21 protein-coding genes are annotated in these 17246 nt (G+C 65.9%); 18 read left to right on the forward strand and 3 right to left on the reverse strand.

Annotated elements, in window-relative coordinates:
* Position 1: 1 nt before the first annotated feature.
* Positions 2–493: a GNAT family N-acetyltransferase gene (locus Q9R14_RS05245; protein ID WP_306003711.1), complete on the reverse strand. Its 492-nt coding sequence runs from the start codon at positions 491–493 to the stop codon at positions 2–4.
* Positions 493–1491, reverse strand: a complete 999-nt coding sequence (gene hemB / locus Q9R14_RS05250) for a porphobilinogen synthase (RefSeq protein WP_306003712.1) — start codon at positions 1489–1491, stop codon at positions 493–495. Before hemB ends, Q9R14_RS05245 begins: the two co-directional genes overlap by 1 nt.
* Before the next feature lie 148 nt (positions 1492–1639).
* On the opposite strand from hemB, the gene Q9R14_RS05255 reads away from it, so the two are divergent.
* From Q9R14_RS05255 to Q9R14_RS05315, 13 genes are all read left to right on the forward strand, one after another.
* Positions 1640–2440, forward strand: a complete 801-nt coding sequence (locus Q9R14_RS05255) for a hypothetical protein (protein WP_306003713.1) — start codon at positions 1640–1642, stop codon at positions 2438–2440.
* Between the two features lie 131 nt (positions 2441–2571).
* On the forward strand, positions 2572–3798 hold the full coding sequence (gene hemA / locus Q9R14_RS05260; RefSeq protein ID WP_306003714.1) for a 5-aminolevulinate synthase: 1227 nt from the start codon (positions 2572–2574) through the stop codon (positions 3796–3798).
* Positions 3795–3992: a hypothetical protein gene (locus Q9R14_RS05265; RefSeq protein ID WP_306003715.1), complete on the forward strand. Its 198-nt coding sequence runs from the start codon at positions 3795–3797 to the stop codon at positions 3990–3992. The genes hemA and Q9R14_RS05265 overlap by 4 nt, the downstream gene beginning before the upstream one ends.
* Positions 3993–4061: 69 nt before the next feature.
* Positions 4062–5345: a serine hydroxymethyltransferase gene (gene glyA / locus Q9R14_RS05270; protein WP_039245111.1), complete on the forward strand. Its 1284-nt coding sequence runs from the start codon at positions 4062–4064 to the stop codon at positions 5343–5345.
* Between the two features lie 7 nt (positions 5346–5352).
* Positions 5353–5823: a transcriptional regulator NrdR gene (nrdR, locus tag Q9R14_RS05275; protein WP_039245113.1), complete on the forward strand. Its 471-nt coding sequence runs from the start codon at positions 5353–5355 to the stop codon at positions 5821–5823.
* Positions 5823–6443 (forward strand): RibD family protein, encoded by a 621-nt coding sequence (locus Q9R14_RS05280; protein ID WP_242076483.1) that lies wholly within the window; start codon positions 5823–5825, stop codon positions 6441–6443. The genes nrdR and Q9R14_RS05280 overlap by 1 nt, the downstream gene beginning before the upstream one ends.
* 67 nt (positions 6444–6510) lie before the next feature.
* Positions 6511–7101 (forward strand): riboflavin synthase, encoded by a 591-nt coding sequence (locus Q9R14_RS05285; RefSeq protein WP_306003716.1) that lies wholly within the window; start codon positions 6511–6513, stop codon positions 7099–7101.
* Positions 7101–8237 carry a 3,4-dihydroxy-2-butanone-4-phosphate synthase gene (gene ribB, locus Q9R14_RS05290; protein WP_055753613.1) on the forward strand — a complete coding sequence of 379 codons (1137 nt, stop codon included), beginning with the start codon at positions 7101–7103 and terminating at the stop codon, positions 8235–8237. Before Q9R14_RS05285 ends, ribB begins: the two co-directional genes overlap by 1 nt.
* Complete coding sequence (ribH, locus tag Q9R14_RS05295) at positions 8234–8695, forward strand: 6,7-dimethyl-8-ribityllumazine synthase (RefSeq protein ID WP_017503913.1); 462 nt, start codon at positions 8234–8236, stop codon at positions 8693–8695. Before ribB ends, ribH begins: the two co-directional genes overlap by 4 nt.
* The gene (gene nusB / locus Q9R14_RS05300) at positions 8692–9216 is read left to right on the forward strand and encodes a transcription antitermination factor NusB (RefSeq protein ID WP_017503912.1); all 525 of its coding nucleotides are present in this window, start codon (positions 8692–8694) and stop codon (positions 9214–9216) included. The genes ribH and nusB overlap by 4 nt, the downstream gene beginning before the upstream one ends.
* Positions 9216–10205, forward strand: a complete 990-nt coding sequence (gene thiL, locus Q9R14_RS05305; protein WP_242076485.1) for a thiamine-phosphate kinase — start codon at positions 9216–9218, stop codon at positions 10203–10205. The genes nusB and thiL overlap by 1 nt, the downstream gene beginning before the upstream one ends.
* Positions 10206–10247: 42 nt before the next feature.
* Positions 10248–10679, forward strand: coding sequence for a hypothetical protein (locus tag Q9R14_RS05310; protein WP_306003717.1), 432 nt, complete (start codon positions 10248–10250; stop codon positions 10677–10679).
* A gap of 177 nt (positions 10680–10856) precedes the next feature.
* Complete coding sequence (locus tag Q9R14_RS05315) at positions 10857–13004, forward strand: sodium-translocating pyrophosphatase (protein ID WP_306003718.1); 2148 nt, start codon at positions 10857–10859, stop codon at positions 13002–13004.
* Between the two features lie 78 nt (positions 13005–13082).
* Here the strand turns inward: Q9R14_RS05315 and Q9R14_RS05320 are convergent, their stop codons facing one another.
* Positions 13083–13562, reverse strand: a complete 480-nt coding sequence (locus Q9R14_RS05320) for an outer membrane protein assembly factor BamE (RefSeq protein WP_306003719.1) — start codon at positions 13560–13562, stop codon at positions 13083–13085.
* Positions 13563–13653: 91 nt separating this feature from the next.
* On the opposite strand from Q9R14_RS05320, the gene Q9R14_RS05325 reads away from it, so the two are divergent.
* The 5 genes from Q9R14_RS05325 to Q9R14_RS05345 all read left to right on the forward strand — a co-directional run bounded on the left by Q9R14_RS05325 (position 13654) and on the right by Q9R14_RS05345 (position 17245).
* Complete coding sequence (locus Q9R14_RS05325) at positions 13654–14178, forward strand: ubiquinol-cytochrome C chaperone family protein (RefSeq protein ID WP_306003720.1); 525 nt, start codon at positions 13654–13656, stop codon at positions 14176–14178.
* Between the two features lie 5 nt (positions 14179–14183).
* Positions 14184–14702, forward strand: a complete 519-nt coding sequence (locus Q9R14_RS05330; protein ID WP_306003721.1) for a DUF177 domain-containing protein — start codon at positions 14184–14186, stop codon at positions 14700–14702.
* A 139-nt stretch (positions 14703–14841) separates the two neighbouring features.
* Positions 14842–15885: a phosphate acyltransferase PlsX gene (gene plsX, locus Q9R14_RS05335; RefSeq protein WP_371929782.1), complete on the forward strand. Its 1044-nt coding sequence runs from the start codon at positions 14842–14844 to the stop codon at positions 15883–15885.
* Positions 15882–16859, forward strand: a complete 978-nt coding sequence (locus Q9R14_RS05340; protein WP_137721609.1) for a beta-ketoacyl-ACP synthase III — start codon at positions 15882–15884, stop codon at positions 16857–16859. Before plsX ends, Q9R14_RS05340 begins: the two co-directional genes overlap by 4 nt.
* Before the next feature lie 77 nt (positions 16860–16936).
* Entirely contained in the window at positions 16937–17245 is a 309-nt protein-coding gene (locus tag Q9R14_RS05345) for an integration host factor subunit alpha (RefSeq protein ID WP_026108237.1), read from the forward strand.
* Position 17246: the final 1 nt, after the last annotated feature.

Below are 17246 nucleotides of genomic sequence, written 5' to 3' on the forward strand. Positions count from 1 at the left end.
CCTAAAGCCGGCGGTGCATGATGTGCAGGCCGACCAACCCGTGCGTCGGGTGATCGAAGGCCTCGGGAACCGTGCCCACGGTCTCGAAGCCCAGCTTCTTCCACAACGCCACGGCGACGGTATTGGTCTCGACCACGGCGTTGAACTGCATGGACCGGAAGCCGGCATCCCGCGCGAAAGCCAGCGCAGCCTCGCCCAAAGTGCGGGCCACGCCGCGCCCGCGCGCCTCGGGCGCGACCATGAAGCTGCCGTTCGCGACGTGGGCGCCGTTGCCCTGCTGGTTAGGGATGATCTTGGCGGCGCCCAGCACCTGACCGTCCTCGACCGCCACCAGGGTTCCCCCCGGTGCGGGCGGCGTCCACAGGGCGCGCGCCTGCGCCTCGGTCATGTCCAGCGGATAGGTATAGGTCTCGCCCGCGCGGGTGACGGTCTCGACAATCGGCCAAAGGCCCGGCCAGTCGGCCTCCCTAATCGGCCGGATCTTCACGCCCATCAGCCCAGCAGCCGTGCGGCCTGCGGTGCGAAATAGGTCAGTACGCCCGCGCACCCCGCGCGCTTGAACCCGTGCAGGGTTTCAAGGATCGCTCGGTCCTGGTCCAGCCAGCTATTGGCGATGGAGGCCTGCATCATCGAATATTCGCCCGACACCTGATAGGCGAAGGTCGGCACGCGGAAGGTCTCGGACACTCGCCGGACGATATCCAGATACGGCATGCCCGGCTTGACCATCACCGCATCGGCGCCTTCCGACAGGTCCATCGCCACCTCCTTCAGCGCCTCGTCGGAGTTGGCGTAATCCATCTGATAGGTCTTCTTGTCGCCCTTCAGCATCGCCGAAGAGCCCACGGCGTCGCGATAGGGACCATAGAAGGCCGAGGCGAACTTGGCGGCGTAGGACAGGATCAGCGTGTCCTGAAACCCGTTGGCCTCCAGCGCCTCTCGCACCGCCTGGATGCGGCCGTCCATCATGTCCGACGGGGCCACGACATCGGCGCCCGCATGGGCGTGGATGAAGGCCTGTTCGGCCAGACGGTCCAGCGAGGCGTCGTTGGCGATCCGGTCGCCCTCCATCACCCCGTCGTGGCCATGGTCGGTGTAGCAGTCCAGGGCGACGTCGGTCATGACGCCGATCTCGGGCGCGGCGTCCTTGATCGCCTTGATGCAGTCGGGGATCAGGCCGTCGGGGTCGGTCGCGCCCGTGCCGACCGCATCCTTGATCCCGCCGTCGACATTGGGGAACAGGGCCACCATCGGAATGCCGAGGTCGCGCGCCTCGACCGCCGCCGCCGCCGCCGCCTTGGGCGAAAGCCGAAACACGCCGGGCATGGAGGCGACCGGGACGCGATCCTCAGCGCCGTCCTGGACGATCAACGGCCAGATCAGATCGGCCGGCGTCAGAGTCGTTTCCGCCACCAGCCGCCGCACCCACGGGCTGGACCGCAGGCGGCGCGGACGGGCGAGCGGGAAGGGGGCGGGCTGATAGGGAAGCATGGCGAGACCTTGGAAAATCCAGCGTCGGACTAGCGCCGCAACGGCCGGTGCGCAAATCGCGTGATGCGTCGGATCGTTTCGTGCGTGATGACGGCTTGCGCGGATCGGCGAAATGCGAGCCTATCGCGACAAATCGATGGAGACGGCGATGATCGGGAAATTGGCGGAGGGTGCAACGGCACTGGTTCTGGCGGCAGGTCTGTCCGGCTGCATCATCATCGACTCGGACGGCGGAGATCGGACCGTGGTCAGCCCGGCGGCCGACGCGCAGCCGGCGGGCTATTCCAGTCTCTATGCCGATGCGGTCGCAGATCCCAAGCGTCCAGCCGAAGAGGTCGCGCGCGATCCGCTGCGTCACCCGGCCGACATTCTCGCCTTCGCCCAACTCGAGCCGGGCGACAAGGTCGCCGACATTCGCCCCGGCGCCGGCTATTTCACGCGCCTGTTTTCCGACGTGGTCGGCCCGACCGGCCGGGTCTACGCCTTCGTGCCCGAGCGGACGATGGCTCGCGAGAACGCCGGAGCCGATGCGCTTGTCGCGGCCTATTCGAACGTGACGCGCGTCAACGGCCTGCTGGACTCCATGACTTTCGCCGAGCCGCTGGACATGATCTTCATGAGCCAGGAGTACCACGACTTCCACATCCCCGGCTTCAACACCGACGTGGCCAAGATGAACGCGGCGGTGTTCGCCGCGCTGAAGCCCGGCGGCCGCTACATTTTGATCGACCATGAAGCCGCGCCTGGCACAGGCATCTCGGCGGTCCAGACCCTGCACCGCATCGAAGGCGACTATCTGAAGCGCGAGGTCGAAGCGGCCGGCTTTGTCTTCGAGGCTGAGAGCCAGGCCGTCGCCAATCCCGCAGACGACCACAGCCTGAACGTCTTCGACGAGAAGATCCGCGGCAAGACGGACCAGTTCGTCTATCGCTTCCGCAAGCCGGGCTGATCGATGTCGATACTGAGAACCGTTATCAATTAAGGGTTTGGGGCGTTTTGTCCATGCGGCGGACATGGACAAGCCGGCTTCGGGAGAGCAAACAACGCAAAGACATCGCCATAAGCGAAAGAACGCGTAGTTTGTTCGACTATAAGGCCGCCTTTAATAGCTCCGTGGAGCAGGTTCGCAGCGAAGGACGCTATCGCGTCTTCGCCGATCTGAAGCGCGTGCGCGGTCAGTTTCCGCAGGCTGTGCGTCGCCGCGAGGATGGCTCCGAGCAGGACGTGGTCATCTGGTGCTCGAACGACTATCTCGGCATGGGCCAGCACCCCGTCGTGCTGGACGCCATGCATAATGAGATCGATGCGGTGGGCGCCGGCGCCGGCGGCACGCGCAACATCTCGGGCACCACGCGTTCGGCCGTCGATCTGGAAGCCGAACTGGCTCACTGGCACCAGAAGGAAGCAGCCCTGCTGTTCACCTCGGGCTACGTCGGCAACGAGGCGACGCTGTCGACCCTGCAGAAGATCCTGCCGGGCCTGATCACCTTCTCCGATTCGCTGAACCACGCCTCGATGATCGCCGGCATCCGCCACGGCGGCGGCGAGCGTCACGTCTTCATGCACAACGACCTGGCGCATCTGGAGGCCCTGCTGGCGGCGGCACCGGCCGATGCGCCCAAGCTGATCGCGTTCGAGAGCGTCTACTCGATGGACGGCGACATCGCCGATCTGCCTGGCACCATTGCGCTCGCCAAGAAATACGGCGCCCTGACCTATCTGGACGAGGTCCATGCGGTCGGCCTGTATGGCGAGACCGGCGCGGGCGTCGCCGAGCGCGACGGCGTGCTGGACCAGATCGACATCATCGAATGCACCCTGGGCAAGGCGATCGGCGTCATGGGCGGTTATATCGCCGCCGACGCCATGATCATCGATGCGGTGCGCAGTTGGGCCTCGGGCTTTATCTTCACCACCTCGCTGCCGCCGGCCCTGACCGCCGGCGCCCTGGCCTCGGTGCGTCACCTGAAGGCGCATCCCGAACTGCGCGTTCAGCATCAGGAGCGCGCCGCGACCCTGAAAGCCCGCTTCGCCGCCGCCGGCATTCCGGTGATGGAAAGCGAGAGCCATATCGTGCCGGTGCACGTCGGCGATCCGGTCCATTGCAAGATGATCTCGGACATGCTGCTGGACGAGTACGGCGTCTATGTTCAGCCGATCAACTATCCGACCGTGCCCAAGGGTACCGAGCGCCTGCGCTTCACGCCGTCGCCAAACCACACCGACGCCATGATGGACCATCTGGTCCAGGCGATGGATAAGTTGTTCGCCCACTGCAACGTGGCGCGCCGACCCGCCGCCGCATGACGACGGACGACGACCCCCACTTGGACTTGGGGGAGGTCATCGTCGAGTTCACCCGTAACGGCCCCTACCTCAAATGCTCGGCCATCCATGTCGCGACGGGCCGGGAGGTCAGCGCCATGGGGCCGATCAACGAACCCCAGTGCGTCGAGCGGGTGGCGATCGCCAAGCTGAGGCGGGCTCTGGGCAAAGGCTGACCACAAGATGTTGTGGTCGCGCGCGGCTGGGGATAGATAGGCCAGCTTCTGATTTCCGGGGATTCCAGCGTGACGGCCTTCACCCACGACGCCTATTTCACCAAGACGCTCGCTGACGCCGACCCGGATGTCTTCAAGGGCATTCAGGGCGAGCTGGGCCGTCAACGCGAACAGATCGAGCTGATCGCTTCCGAGAATATCGTCTCTCAGGCGGTGCTGGATGCGCAGGGTTCGGTCCTGACAAACAAATACGCCGAAGGCTATCCCGGTCGTCGCTATTACGGCGGCTGCGAGTTCGTCGACGTGACCGAGGATCTGGCGCGCGAGCGGGCCAAGCAACTGTTCGGCGCGGCCTTCGCCAACGTCCAGCCACACTCGGGCGCGCAGGCGAACCAGGCGGTCTTCTTCACCCTGCTGCAGCCCGGCGACACCTTCCTGGGCATGGACCTGGCCTGCGGCGGCCACCTGACTCACGGCTCGCCGGCGAACCAATCTGGCAAGTGGTTCCGCCCCGTGACCTACAAGGTGCGCGAAGACACCCATCTGATCGACTACGACCACGTCGCCGAAATGGCCGAGCGTGAGAAGCCCAAGCTGATCCTGGCCGGTGCCTCGGCCTACAGCCGCCATATCGACTTCAAGCGCTTCCGAGAGATCGCCGACAGCGTCGGCGCCTATCTGATGGTGGACATGGCCCACTACGCCGGCCTGATCGCCGGCGGCGCCTATCCGGACCCGGTCCCGCACGCCCACGTCGTCACCACGACGACGCACAAGACCTTGCGCGGCCCGCGCGGCGGCATGATCCTGTCCAACGACGTCGATCTGGGCAAGAAGATCAACTCCGCCGTCTTCCCTGGCCTGCAAGGCGGCCCGCTGGAACACGTCATCGCCGCCAAGGCCGTGGCCTTCGGCGAGGCGCTGAAGCCCGAGTTCAAGGGCTATGCGCAACAGGTGGTCAAGAACGCCCAGGCCCTGTCCGGCGTCCTGATCGAGCGCGGCCTGGCCATCGTCTCGGGCGGCACCGACAGCCACCTGGCCCTGGTCGACCTTCGGCCCAAGGGCGTGACCGGCAAGGCCACCGAGCATGAGCTCGAAAAGGCGCTGATGACCTGCAACAAGAACGGCGTGCCGTTCGACACCGCCCCCTTCACCGTCACCTCGGGCGTCCGCCTGGGCACCCCGGCCGGCACCACGCGCGGCTTCGGCGAGGAAGAGTTCAAGCAGATCGGGCACTGGATCGCCGATGTCGTCTCGTCGATGAACGGCGGCGACGAAGCCGATCCGGCCGTGGTCGCAGGCGTCGCGGCCCAGGTGCGAGAGTTGACGCACCGCTTCCCGATCTACGGATAAACGCCTGATGAAGTGCCCTTTTTGCGGTCATCAGGACACTCAGGTGAAGGACAGCCGGCCGTCTGACGACGGCTCGGCCATCCGACGCCGCCGGTCCTGCCCGAACTGCAACGGGCGCTTCACGACGTTCGAGCGCGTGCAACTGCGTGAACTGGTCATCTTGAAACGCAACGGACGGCGCACGCCCTTCGATCGCGACAAGCTGGAACGCTCGCTGGGCGTGGCCCTGCGCAAACGCCCGGTCCAGGCCGATCAGGTCGAGCAAATGGTCAACCGGATCGTCCGCCAGCTGGAAAGCCTGGGCGAGACCGAAATCCCGTCCAGCACGGTCGGCGACTTCATCATGAAGGCGCTGAAGGGCGTCGATGAGGTGGCCTATGTCCGCTACGCCTCGGTCTATAAGGATTTCCGCCACACCGGCGACTTTGCCAAGTTCCTGGGCGACGAAGGGTTCGACGAACCGTCCGGCAAGGCCTGATGCGGGTCACGCTGAAACTGGCGACGTCCCTGGACGGGCGGATCGCCACGGCCTCGGGCGAGAGCCAGTGGATCACCGGCGAGGCGGCGCGGCTTGAGGGTCACCGCCTGCGCGCCGCCCACGACGCCATCCTGGTCGGCATCGAGACGGTTCTGCACGACGATCCCGAATTGACCGCCCGCCTGCCGGGACGCAGCGTCGATCAACCCTTGCGCGTCGTGCTGGACAGCCGGCTTCGCACGCCGCAGGCGGCGAAGGTCGCGGGCGAAAACACCCTGATCCTGACCGCCACAGCACCGCGCACGATCGGCGCCGCCAAGGTCGTGCAGGTCGCCGCCGAGGACGGTCGTCCAACCATCACCGCCGTGCTGAAAGCCTTGGAAGCCGCCGGCGCCACATCGGTTCTGATCGAAGGCGGCGGTCAGGTCGCGGCGTCCTTCCTGCGCGCAAACGCCGTCGATGCGCTGGAGTGGTTTCGCGCCCCGGTCCTGCTGGGCGGGGAGGGGCGGCCCTGCGTCGCGGCCCTGGCTCTTGCAAAGCTGGCTGACGCCCCCAAGTTCCGTCGCCTGGGCGTCGAGCCCGTCGGGGACGATCTGTGGGAACGCTACGCCCGTCTCTGACGCCGTCCAATTTAGACGATTAGACGAATTAGACGGTATTTTTTCTCCCAAGGGGTCCAGAGTCCAAATGTTCACCGGCATCGTCACCGACATCGGCCGCGTCCGCGAGGTCCGCGAGACCGATCGCGACCGCCGTTACGAGATCGAGACCGCCTGGAACACTGACGGCATCGACTTGGGCGCCTCCATCAGCCACGCGGGCTGCTGCTTGACGGTGACCGAAAAGGGCGCCGATTGGTTCGCCGTCGAGGTGTCGAACGAGACCCTGTCCAAGACCACCCTAGGCGCCTGGAAGACCGGCGACGGCGTCAATCTGGAGCGGGCCGCCAAGCTGGGCGACGAGATGGGCGGCCATGTAGTGTCCGGCCACATCGACGGTCTGGGGCGGGTGGTTTCGATCACGCCCGAGGGCGGATCGCACCGGATCGAGGTCGAGGCCCCCGCGCCTCTGCATCGTTATATCGCCGCAAAGGGGTCGATCACGGTCGACGGCGTGTCGCTGACTGTAAACGCCGTCGAGGGTCAGGTCTTCTCGCTGAACATCATCCCGCACACCTGGGACGTAACGACCCTGGGCCGCTTGAAAGTGGGCGATCCGGTCAATCTGGAGATCGACATGCTGGCGCGATACCTCGCGCGGTGGCAGGAGACCGCGTGATGCAAGCCCAGGCCGCCAACATGAACGACAGCCCCATCAGTCCTATCGAGGACATCCTTGAGGACGCCCGCAACGGCCGTCCCTACATCTTGGTGGACGCCGAGGACCGCGAGAACGAGGGGGACATCATCATCCCCGCCCAGTTCGCAACGCCGGACCAGATCAATTTCATGATCCGCCAGGCGCGCGGATTGGTGTGCCTGGCCCTGACCGCCGAGCGCGCCCAGCAACTGCGTCTGCCGCCCATGGCTGCCGACAATCGCGAGAGCATGAAGACCGCCTTCACTGTCTCGATCGAGGCCAAGGACGGCGTCACGACCGGCATCTCGGCCGCCGACCGCTCGCGCACCATCCATGTCGCGACCGATGCATCCAAAGGCATGGACGACATCGTCTCCCCGGGACACATCTTCCCGCTGGTGGCCCGCGACGGCGGCGTGCTGGTCCGCGCCGGCCACACCGAGGCGGCGGTGGACATCAGCCGCATGGCCGGCCTGACGCCCGCCGGTGTGATCTGCGAGATCATCAAGGACGACGGCGAGATGGCGCGGATGCCCGATCTGGTCGCCTTCGCTCAGCTGCACGGGCTGAAGATCGGCACCATCGCCGACCTGATCGCCTATCGCCGGCGCACTGAACGGTTCGTCGAGCGGATCATGGATACGCCGTTCGAGAGCGTTCACGGCGGCCCGTTCCGCCTGATGCTGTACAAGAACACCATCGAGGGCGCCGAGCATGTGGCCTTGGTCAAGGGACGCATCGATCCGGCCAAACCGACACTGGTGCGGATGCATCAGGTGGACTTCGCCTGCGACCTGTTGGGCCATGTCGAGGCGCGCCAGGACTATGTGCCCAGCGCCCTGAAACAGATCACTGAGCATGACGGCCCCGGCGTCGTCGTCTTCCTGCGCGATCCGTCGCTGAACTCGCTGGCCGAACGGCTGGCGGGCGCGGACAAGCCCGCGGCGATGGATCGCTCGCTGCGCGCCTATGGCGTGGGAGCTCAGATCCTGCTGGATCTGGGTGTCAGGGATATGATCGTGATGAGTTCGACGCGACCCGAGCCGACGGCGCTGGAAGGCTACGGCCTGCGCATCGTCGGCTGGCGCGACATGGATGGAGAAACCAAGGCGTGACCGAAGCCCCCCGTATTCTGATCGTTGAGGCGCGCTTCTACGACGACCTGGCCGACGCCCTGCTGGAAGGGGCCAAGGAGACGCTGAAGGCGCGCGGCGCCGACTTCGACGTCATCACCGTGCCCGGCGCGCTGGAGGTGCCGCCAGCCATCGCCCTGGCCGAGGAGGCGGGCCGCTTTCCGACCGCCCCCCGCTATGACGGCTATGTCGCCCTGGGCACGGTCATCCGTGGCGAGACCTATCATTTCGAGATCGTCTCCGATCAGTCGGCGGCCGGCATCATGGCTCTCGGCGTCAAGGGCGTCATCATCGGCAACGGCATCCTGACGACCGAGGACGAGGACCAGGCCTGGTATCGGGCGCGTCTTTCGGAAGGGGATAAGGGCGGCGGCGCGGCCAAGGCATGCCTGGACCTCATTGCATTGAAGAAGCGGTTGCGTCATGGCGTCGGCGCATGACTGAACCGAACAGCGTCAAAGCCGTCCTCGAACAACTCGCCGAAGCCGAAAAGCAGCGCGCCGAGCCCAATCTGAGCTCCAAACAGCGTCGTGCCCGCACCGTCTCGCGTCTCGCCGCCGTCCAGGCCCTGTATCAGATGGAACTGGCCGGCGAGGGCGTGGAGACGGTGATCACCGAATTCTCCAACTTCCGCTTCGACGCCGACATCGAGGGCGAAGCCCTGGCCGAGGCCGACGAGGCCTATTTCGCCGACATCGTGCGCGGCGTGATCGAAAGCCAGCGCGACATCGACACGGCCATCAAGGCCCGCCTGGCCTCCAACTGGAAGCTGGAGCGGATCGACGCCACCCTGCGCGCCCTGCTGCGTTCGGGTGCCTGGGAGCTGATCAAGCATCCCGAGACGCCGCGCGAGGTCGTGATCGACGAATATGTCGAACTGGCCAAGGCCTTCTTCGACGACGCCGAGGCGCGCTTCGTCAACGCGGCGCTGGACGGCGTGGCCAAAGACACCCGCAAGTAATGCCGGCGCTCGACGTCGCGGGCGAGTTCGAGACGATCGAGCGGCTGTTCAAGCCCCTGGCCCATCCCGAGTGGGGCAGGGGGCTGGCCGACGATGTGGCGGCGCTGCCGTCACGTCCCGGCTATGACCTCGTCCTGACCAAGGACGCCATCGTCGAGGGCGTGCATTTCCTGCCTGACGATCCGCTGGACACGGTCGCCAGGAAGCTGCTGCGGGTCAATCTGTCGGACCTGGCCGCCAAGGGCTCAGAGCCGTTCGGCTATCTGCTGTCCTGCTTCTGGTCCGAGCGCTGCGGCTGGCCCGAGCGCGAAGCCTTCGCCGCCGGACTGGCTGAAGATCAGGCGCGGTTCGGCGTTCATTTGCTCGGCGGCGACACGGTCAGGACGCCCGGCCCGCTGTCCTTCTCTCTGACGGCCCTGGGTTGGACGCCGACAGGCAAGACCGTTTCTCGCGAAGGCGCGCAGGTCGGCGACCTCGTCTTCGTCACCGGCGTCATCGGGGACGGCCTTCTGGGCCTGAAGGCGGCGCAAGGACAACTGGCTCTGGCGCCCGAGCGGATGCAAGCCTTGGTCAGCCACTACCGGATGCCCACGCCCCGGACCGACTTCGCCGACGTGGTGCGCGAGTACGCCACCGCATCCGTCGATGTGTCGGACGGCCTGGCCGCCGACCTCGCCCACGTTGCGCAAGCCAGCAGGGTCGGTGTGGCGCTCAATCTGAACGTCCTGCCCCTGTCCGCAGCGGCCCAAGCATGGTTCGACGATCGGGTCGATCCGCAGCTATCGCTGGAAGATCTGGCCAGCGGCGGCGACGACTATGAGATAGCCTTCACCGCTCATCCGCGCCACGAGGACGCCCTGCGTCGCGAGGCCGAGCGCCGGCTGATTCGCCTGACCCGCATCGGCGAAGTCACCGCAGCTCAGGGCCTGACGGTTCTTTACGACGGTCAGCCCGTGCCGATGGCAAGAAGCGGCTGGACTCACGGCTGAGACGGCAAGGGAATCCTAACGCCCGTCCGGCAGGATGTCGTCATGGACCGTAGAACACTGATCGCCGCCGGAACCGCCGCCCTGACCGGCGCCGTGGCGAGTCGCGCTCACGCCTCCGGCAGCGAAACGGAGTCTGCGCCTGCAGCCCTGAGCATCGCGGGCCTCGGCCTGCCCGTCATCGAGGGCGGGCGTTTGCGGAACTATGTGTTCGTCGCCCTCCGGCTCGAACTGGGCGCCGGCAAGACCGTCGAGCAGATGAAGACCAAGGAAGCCTTCTTCCGCGACGCCGTCGTCCGCGCGGCGCACAAGACGCCCTTCACCGTGCCCGGCGAGTGGACACGGCTGGACGAGTGGGCCCTGTCCGCCTCGCTGGTGGCGGCGTCTGCCGCGATCTCGGGGCGCGGCTCCGTCCGGCGCGTCGAGGTCGTCAGCCAGTCGCCGCGCCGCCGCACGGGCATGCAAACCGCCCGCTGACCGGCCTGACCGACCGCTGTTGCGTCACTCCGCCTGCCATGACAGGCTCCCTTTGCAAATCCCAAAGAACGCACTGACGCGTTCGCCGCGTGCGGGGGGACCGGAAGGCGGACAGAGGCGATAACGCCCGACCGCGCCAAGGCCTGCGCGCCTGTTTGCAAGGGCATGGAAACGCCAATGACGAACTCACTTACGCTGGTCTTCGCGGCCGGTGTGCTGGCGGTGCTGTATGGCGCCGCTCAGACCGCCGTGCTGATGAAGGCGAGCACCGGCAACGACAAGATGCGAGAGATCGCCGCCGCGATTCAGGAAGGCGCCTCGGCCTATCTGAAGCGGCAATATCTGACCATCGGCATCGTCGGGATCGTGATCCTGATCGCCGCCTATTTCCTGATCGGCGCTTACGCCGCCATCGGCTTCCTGATCGGCGCCGTCCTGTCCGGCGCGGCCGGTTATGCCGGAATGCTGATCTCGGTGCGGGCCAATGTGCGCACGGCTCAGGCGGCGTCCGAAAGCCTGTCCAAGGGGTTGAACCTGGCGTTCCGCTCGGGCGCCATCACGGGCATGTTCGTAGCGGGCGGCGCTCTGATCGGGGTGTCAGGCTATTACATCGTGCTGACCCAGCATCTGGGCTTGCCCCCGACGGGGCGCGAGGTGATCGACGGGCTGGTGGCGCTGGGCTTCGGCGCCTCGCTGATCTCGATCTTCGCGCGCCTGGGCGGCGGCATCTTCACCAAGGGCGCCGACGTCGGCGGCGACATGGTGGGCAAGGTCGAGGCGGGGATCCCCGAAGACGATCCTCGCAACGCCGCGACCATCGCCGACAACGTGGGTGACAACGTCGGCGACTGCGCCGGCATGGCGGCCGACCTGTTCGAGACCTATGCCGTGACGACGGTTGCGACCATGGTGCTGGCCGCGATCTTCTTCAGGGGGCAGCCCTATGTGGATCTGATGATGGTGCTGCCGCTGGCGATCTGCGCGGTGTGCATCGTGACCTCCATCATCGGCAGCTTCTTCGTGCGGCTGGGCAAGTCCAACAACATCATGGGCGCCCTCTATCAGGGACTGATCGTCACCGGTGTCCTCTCCATCGGTGCGGTCTGGTGGGTGATCGACCAGATGGTGACAGGGCCGATCGTGACGGCCAGCGGTCTGGAGATCCAGCCGATGGAGCTGTTCTGGTCCGGCATGGTTGGCTTGGCTGTCACAGCGGCGATCGTGGTCGTGACCGAATACTATACCGGATCCGGCTTCCGTCCGGTGCGATCGGTGGCCAACGCGTCGGTGTCCGGGCACGGCACCAACGTCATTCAAGGCCTGGCCGTCTCGCTGGAGGCGACGGCGCTGCCGGCGCTGACGATCATCGTCGGCATCGTGGCCAGCTTCCAGCTGGCCGGCCTGTTCGGCATCGCCATCGCCACTACGACCATGTTGGGCGTGGCGGGAATGATCGTGGCGCTGGACGCCTTCGGACCCGTGACCGACAACGCCGGCGGCATCGCCGAGATGGCGGGCCTGCCCAGCGACGTGCGGCATTCGACGGATGCGCTGGATGCCGTGGGCAACACGACCAAGGCCGTGACCAAGGGCTACGCCATCGGTTCGGCGGGTCTGGGGGCGCTGGTGCTGTTCGCCGCCTATACGTCGGATCTGCAGTATTTCTCGGCCAACCCGGCGGACTACCCCTTCTTTGCGGGTATGGGAGAGATCGCCTTTGATCTGACCAATCCCTACGTCGTCGTCGGCCTGCTGTTCGGAGGGCTGCTGCCCTTCCTGTTCGGCGGCATGTCGATGATGGCGGTGGGACGCGCGGCTGAATCGGTCGTCGCGGAAGTGCGGCGTCAGTTCCGCGAAAACCCCGGCATCATGACCTATCAAGTGAAGCCGGAATACGGCCGGGCCGTCGATATCCTGACCAAGGCGGCGATCCGCGAGATGATCGTGCCGTCGCTGTTGCCGGTGCTGTCGCCGATCGTCCTGTTCGTCGCGGTGCTGGGTATTTCGGACAAGGCGAACGCCTTCGCCGCTCTCGGCGCCATGCTGATGGGCGTGATCGTCACCGGCCTGTTCGTCGCCATTTCGATGACCTCGGGCGGCGGCGCCTGGGACAACGCCAAGAAGGTGATCGAGGAAGGCTTCACCGACAAGAACGGCGTCGTCCACGGCAAGGGTTCTGAAGCCCACAAGGCGGCCGTGACCGGCGATACGGTCGGCGATCCTTATAAGGACACGTCCGGTCCGGCGGTGAACCCAATGATCAAGATCACCAACATCGTCGCCTTGCTGCTGCTGGCGGTGCTGGCGAGCGGGACCATCGGCTAGGCTGAAACATACAGCCCTTACGCCAACGCCCCGGAGAGCGATCTCCGGGGCGTCTTTGCTTTGGGGAGATGAGCCGCCTTAGTCGGGGCGGCGTTGGCCAGGGGTGTCGTCCTCGGTGCGCGGCAGTTGGCCACGGCCGACGTTGCCCAGCAGTTGTTCCAGAACGGTCAGCTCACGCCCGCGCGTCGGCGTCTCGTTGCGGTTCATGGCGATCTGCTCGCCGTCCGTCAGGCCGAGAGTGCGCACCGACGCCACCTGATCGCCTTGCGGGACGAAGGTGATCTCGGTCACCGTGCGCGTCGAAACCTTGGGCAGGTTGTAGGTGTATTTCTCGGTCGTCTGGCTGATGTAGTACCAGACCTCATCCGGCTCGAACGTCGAGGTGGTCGAAGGCGAACCCAGCTTGGCGAGGACGGTCTCCTTGGTGTCCGTGCCGGCGACCACGTCCTGCGGCTTGGCGTCGATGGCCTGGAAGCCGTTGGAGCCGATGGTCGGGGCGCAGGCGGCGGACAGGCCGGCCAGCGAAACAGCGACGAAAAGCGGGACGAAACGGGACATGGTCGGGTGCCTGCGAGAGAACAAGGTCTTTGACCTAGACGGACCTGCGTCCTAGTTCAACGGCGCGGCGGAAAAGGGGCCGTTGGAACCCATGCTGAAAAACCTGTTCAAACCCCGATCCGGCGTCCGTCTCGGCGACGATCTCTACGCCAAGGCCGTCAACCAGGCCCGCAATCCGGCCTTCTACACGCGACTGGCGGTTGAAGACCGCATCGACGCGCGATTCGAACTTTACACGCTGCATGTGCTGTTGCTGGTGCTTCGACTGCGCGATGAGAACACAGCTCAGGGCCAGGATGCGGCTCAGGCGGTGTTCGACGTTTATGTCTCGGCGCTGGATCACGTCTTGCGCGAAGAAGGCGTGGGCGACGTCGCCGTCGGCAAGAAGATGCGCAAGCTGGGCGAGGCCCTCTACGGCCGAATGAACGCCTATGAGCAGCCCCTGCGCGCGGGCGATGCGGCGGCTCTGGCCGAGGCGATGGCGAAGAATGTCTATGCGAACCCGCAAGCGCCCCATGCGAACACATTGGCGCGCTATGCGCTGACGACACGCGCGGCCCTGGCGGCGCAGGATTTCAACAAGGTGCTGGCGACGCCGGCTTGGTCGGAAGTTTGAAAGAGATGAGCGCGACGCTCCCCTACAGCGAAACGGTGCGGGTCAATCAGATCGGCGCGAGCCTGAGCCGCCGGCTGGAGCCGGATGCGGACACCCGCAAGCGAATCGCACGCAGCCTGGATCTTCAAGGGCTGGACGATTTCGCCGTCGATCTGGAGATCAAGCCGACGCCGTCGACCAGCGAATGGACGATGAAGGGCAGGGTGACCGCGCATGCGGTGCAGACCTGCGGCCTGACGCTTGAGCCCCTGCCGGTCGATGTGGATCGTCGTTTTTCCATTCAGCTTGTCGAGGCCAAGCCCGAGGAAACCGACGAGATCGAGGTCACGCTGGATGAAGACGACGCCGACGTGATCGAGGACGGCAAGATCGACCTGGGCCAGTATGCGGTCGAACAATTGGTGCTCTCGCTTGATCCGTTTCCGCGCAAGCCGGGCGCGGAGTTCGTGCAACCTGAGGAGCCGACGGAGATTTCGCCGTTCGCGGCCCTGAAGGCGCTCAAAACCAAAGACGACCAAGGCTGAGGTTGACGTAGGGGCCGGGTGGTTGCATCCCCCGGCGTCGGCGCTATCGTCCAGCGCATCCTGCCAAGCGTCGCGCGACAAGACGACGCGGTCATAAGAGGTCCATTTGCCAGCCCCAGTTACGATCTCGCTTGACGCCATGGGCGGCGATCACGGGCCCTCCGTCGTCGTTCCCGGCATCCGCAGCTATATCCGCACCCACGATGGCGAGGGGGTTCGCTTCCTGCTGCATGGCGACGAGGCCAAGATCGCGCCGGAGTTGGCGCGTTGCGGCCTGGCGGCGGACGTCTGCGAAATCCGCCACACCGACAAGGTCGTGGCCATGGACGAAAAGCCGGCCCAGGCCATGCGCCGCGGCAAGGGCTCCAGCCTGTGGAACGCCATCGAGGCGGTGAAGACGGGTCAGGCCGGCGGCGTCGTCTCGGCCGGCAACACCGGCGCCCTGATGGCGATCTCGAAACTGATCCTGCGCATGTCTGCGCCCGGGCTGGAGCGTCCGGCCATCGTCGCCAGCTGGCCCACCTTCAAGGGCCACACGGCGGTTCTGGACGTCGGCGCCAACATCGGCAGCGATGCGGAGCAGCTGGTCGAGTTCGCCATCATGGGCGAAGCCTTCCAGTCGGCCGTGCGCGGCATCGCGCGCCCGACCATCGGCCTGTTGAACGTCGGTTCGGAAGACATGAAGGGCAACGAACAGGTCAAGGAGGCGCACGCCATCCTGCGCGATGGACCGTTCGACCTGAACTATCACGGCTTCGTCGAGGGCGACGATATCGCCAAGGGCACGGTGGACGTGGTCGTCACCGATGGTTTCACTGGGAATATCGCGCTGAAAACCGCCGAAGGCACGGCGCGCTACATTTCCGCCCTGTTGAAAGAGGCTTTGACCTCCAATCTGCAATCCAAGCTGGGCGCCGTCATCGCCATGCCGGCGTTGAAGAAGATGCGCCAGAAGATCGACCCCAGCGCCATCAACGGGGGGCCCCTGTTGGGCCTGAACGGCATTGTCGTGAAGAGCCACGGCGGCGCCGACGCCAAGGGCTTCGGCAACGCCATCCGCATCGCTGTCGATCTGGCCCGCAGCGACTATATGAGCAAGGTGGGGGACAACCTGGGCAAGCTGGACGCGGTGTTCGATCATGCCGCCAAGCCCGCCGCAGCCGTGGGAGAACCCCTCCAGTGACCGTCACCCGCAGCGCCGTGACCGGCGTCGGCTCCTATTTGCCGGACGAGATCGTCACCAACGCCGACCTGGCCAAGTTCGTCGACACATCCGACGAATGGATTCAGGAACGCACAGGCATCAAGCAACGTCATAAGGCGCGCGACGACCAGCCGACCAGCGATCTGGCGGTCGAGGCCGCGAGGAAGGCGCTCGCCGACGCGGGCAAGGCGGCGTCCGACGTCGATCTGATTATCGTGGCCACCACCACGCCCGACATGACCTTCCCGGCGGTCGCGTCGATCGTCCAGGCCAAGCTGGGCGCGGGCGTCGGCATCGCTTTTGACGTGCAAGCCGTCTGCTCCGGTTTCGTCTATGCGCTGAGCGTCGCCGACGGATTCGTGGCGCGCGGCCTGTCGAAATGCGCCCTGGTGATCGGGGCCGAGGAGATGACGCGGCTGATGGACTGGACCGACCGGACCACCTGCGTCCTGTTCGGCGACGGGGCCGGCGCCGTGGTGCTGGAACCGCGCGAAGGGCAGGGGACATCAGACGACCAGGGCATGCTGGGCTTCGCCTTGCGGGCCGACGGATCCAAGACCGATCTGCTCTATGTCGATGGCGGCCCGGCGACGACGGGCACCGTCGGCCATCTGCGCATGGCCGGAAACCAGGTCTTCCGTCATGCCGTCGTGAACATCGCAGAAGGCATCACGGCCGCCTGCGCCGCCGCTGACATTCAGATCGCGGATGTCGATTGGTTCGTGCCGCACCAGGCCAACCAGCGAATCATCAAGGGCGTCGGCGACCGGCTAGGTCTGGACGAGAACAAGGTGATCTCGACCGTCGCGACCCACGCCAACACCTCGGCCGCCTCGATCCCGCTGGCTCTGGATGCTGCGATCCAGGATGGGCGGATCAAGAAGGGCGATATGGTGCTGCTTGAGGCCATGGGCGGCGGCCTGACCTGGGGCGCCTGCGCGCTTCGGCTCTAATCGACATCGAGGCATTGATTTTTCGGGGGCTTTGCGCCCCTATGGATGCGAGCGGATCGCATGACAGCGGGGATACGATGGCAGGCCAACAGACCGTGACGCGCGCCGACTTGTGCGAAGCCGTGCATGAAGAGGTCGGGCTGTCGCGTCAGGAATGCTCCAGCCTGGTCGAGCGCACCCTGGAACTGATCGTCGAATCGCTCGAGCGCGGCGAGACGGTGAAGCTGTCCGGCTTCGGCGTCTTTCAAGTCCGTGAGAAGCGCGCCCGCATGGGCCGCAATCCCAAGACGGGCGAACCGGCGGCGATCAATCCGCGCCGGGTCATCAGCTTCCGCGCCTCACAGATCATGAAAAGCCGGGTTCACGACGCCGTCGTCGAGGCCTGAT

This window comes from Brevundimonas sp. C43 (genome assembly GCF_030732185.1).
Taxonomy (GTDB): domain Bacteria; phylum Pseudomonadota; class Alphaproteobacteria; order Caulobacterales; family Caulobacteraceae; genus Brevundimonas; species Brevundimonas diminuta_C.

Coding starts and splice junctions, on each gene's coding strand:
- Q9R14_RS05245 (WP_306003711.1), bottom strand. CDS start 493: ATGGGCGTGAAGATCCGGCCGATTAGGGAGGCCGACTGGCCGGGCCTT.
- hemB (WP_306003712.1), bottom strand. CDS start 1,491: ATGCTTCCCTATCAGCCCGCCCCCTTCCCGCTCGCCCGTCCGCGCCGC.
- Q9R14_RS05255 (WP_306003713.1), top strand. CDS start 1,640: ATGATCGGGAAATTGGCGGAGGGTGCAACGGCACTGGTTCTGGCGGCA.
- Q9R14_RS05265 (WP_306003715.1), top strand. CDS start 3,795: ATGACGACGGACGACGACCCCCACTTGGACTTGGGGGAGGTCATCGTC.
- nrdR (WP_039245113.1), top strand. CDS start 5,353: ATGAAGTGCCCTTTTTGCGGTCATCAGGACACTCAGGTGAAGGACAGC.
- Q9R14_RS05280 (WP_242076483.1), top strand. CDS start 5,823: ATGCGGGTCACGCTGAAACTGGCGACGTCCCTGGACGGGCGGATCGCC.
- Q9R14_RS05285 (WP_306003716.1), top strand. CDS start 6,511: ATGTTCACCGGCATCGTCACCGACATCGGCCGCGTCCGCGAGGTCCGC.
- ribB (WP_055753613.1), top strand. CDS start 7,101: ATGCAAGCCCAGGCCGCCAACATGAACGACAGCCCCATCAGTCCTATC.
- nusB (WP_017503912.1), top strand. CDS start 8,692: ATGACTGAACCGAACAGCGTCAAAGCCGTCCTCGAACAACTCGCCGAA.
- thiL (WP_242076485.1), top strand. CDS start 9,216: ATGCCGGCGCTCGACGTCGCGGGCGAGTTCGAGACGATCGAGCGGCTG.
- Q9R14_RS05310 (WP_306003717.1), top strand. CDS start 10,248: ATGGACCGTAGAACACTGATCGCCGCCGGAACCGCCGCCCTGACCGGC.
- Q9R14_RS05315 (WP_306003718.1), top strand. CDS start 10,857: ATGACGAACTCACTTACGCTGGTCTTCGCGGCCGGTGTGCTGGCGGTG.
- Q9R14_RS05320 (WP_306003719.1), bottom strand. CDS start 13,562: ATGTCCCGTTTCGTCCCGCTTTTCGTCGCTGTTTCGCTGGCCGGCCTG.
- Q9R14_RS05325 (WP_306003720.1), top strand. CDS start 13,654: ATGCTGAAAAACCTGTTCAAACCCCGATCCGGCGTCCGTCTCGGCGAC.
- Q9R14_RS05330 (WP_306003721.1), top strand. CDS start 14,184: ATGAGCGCGACGCTCCCCTACAGCGAAACGGTGCGGGTCAATCAGATC.
- plsX (WP_371929782.1), top strand. CDS start 14,842: ATGGGCGGCGATCACGGGCCCTCCGTCGTCGTTCCCGGCATCCGCAGC.
- Q9R14_RS05345 (WP_026108237.1), top strand. CDS start 16,937: ATGGCAGGCCAACAGACCGTGACGCGCGCCGACTTGTGCGAAGCCGTG.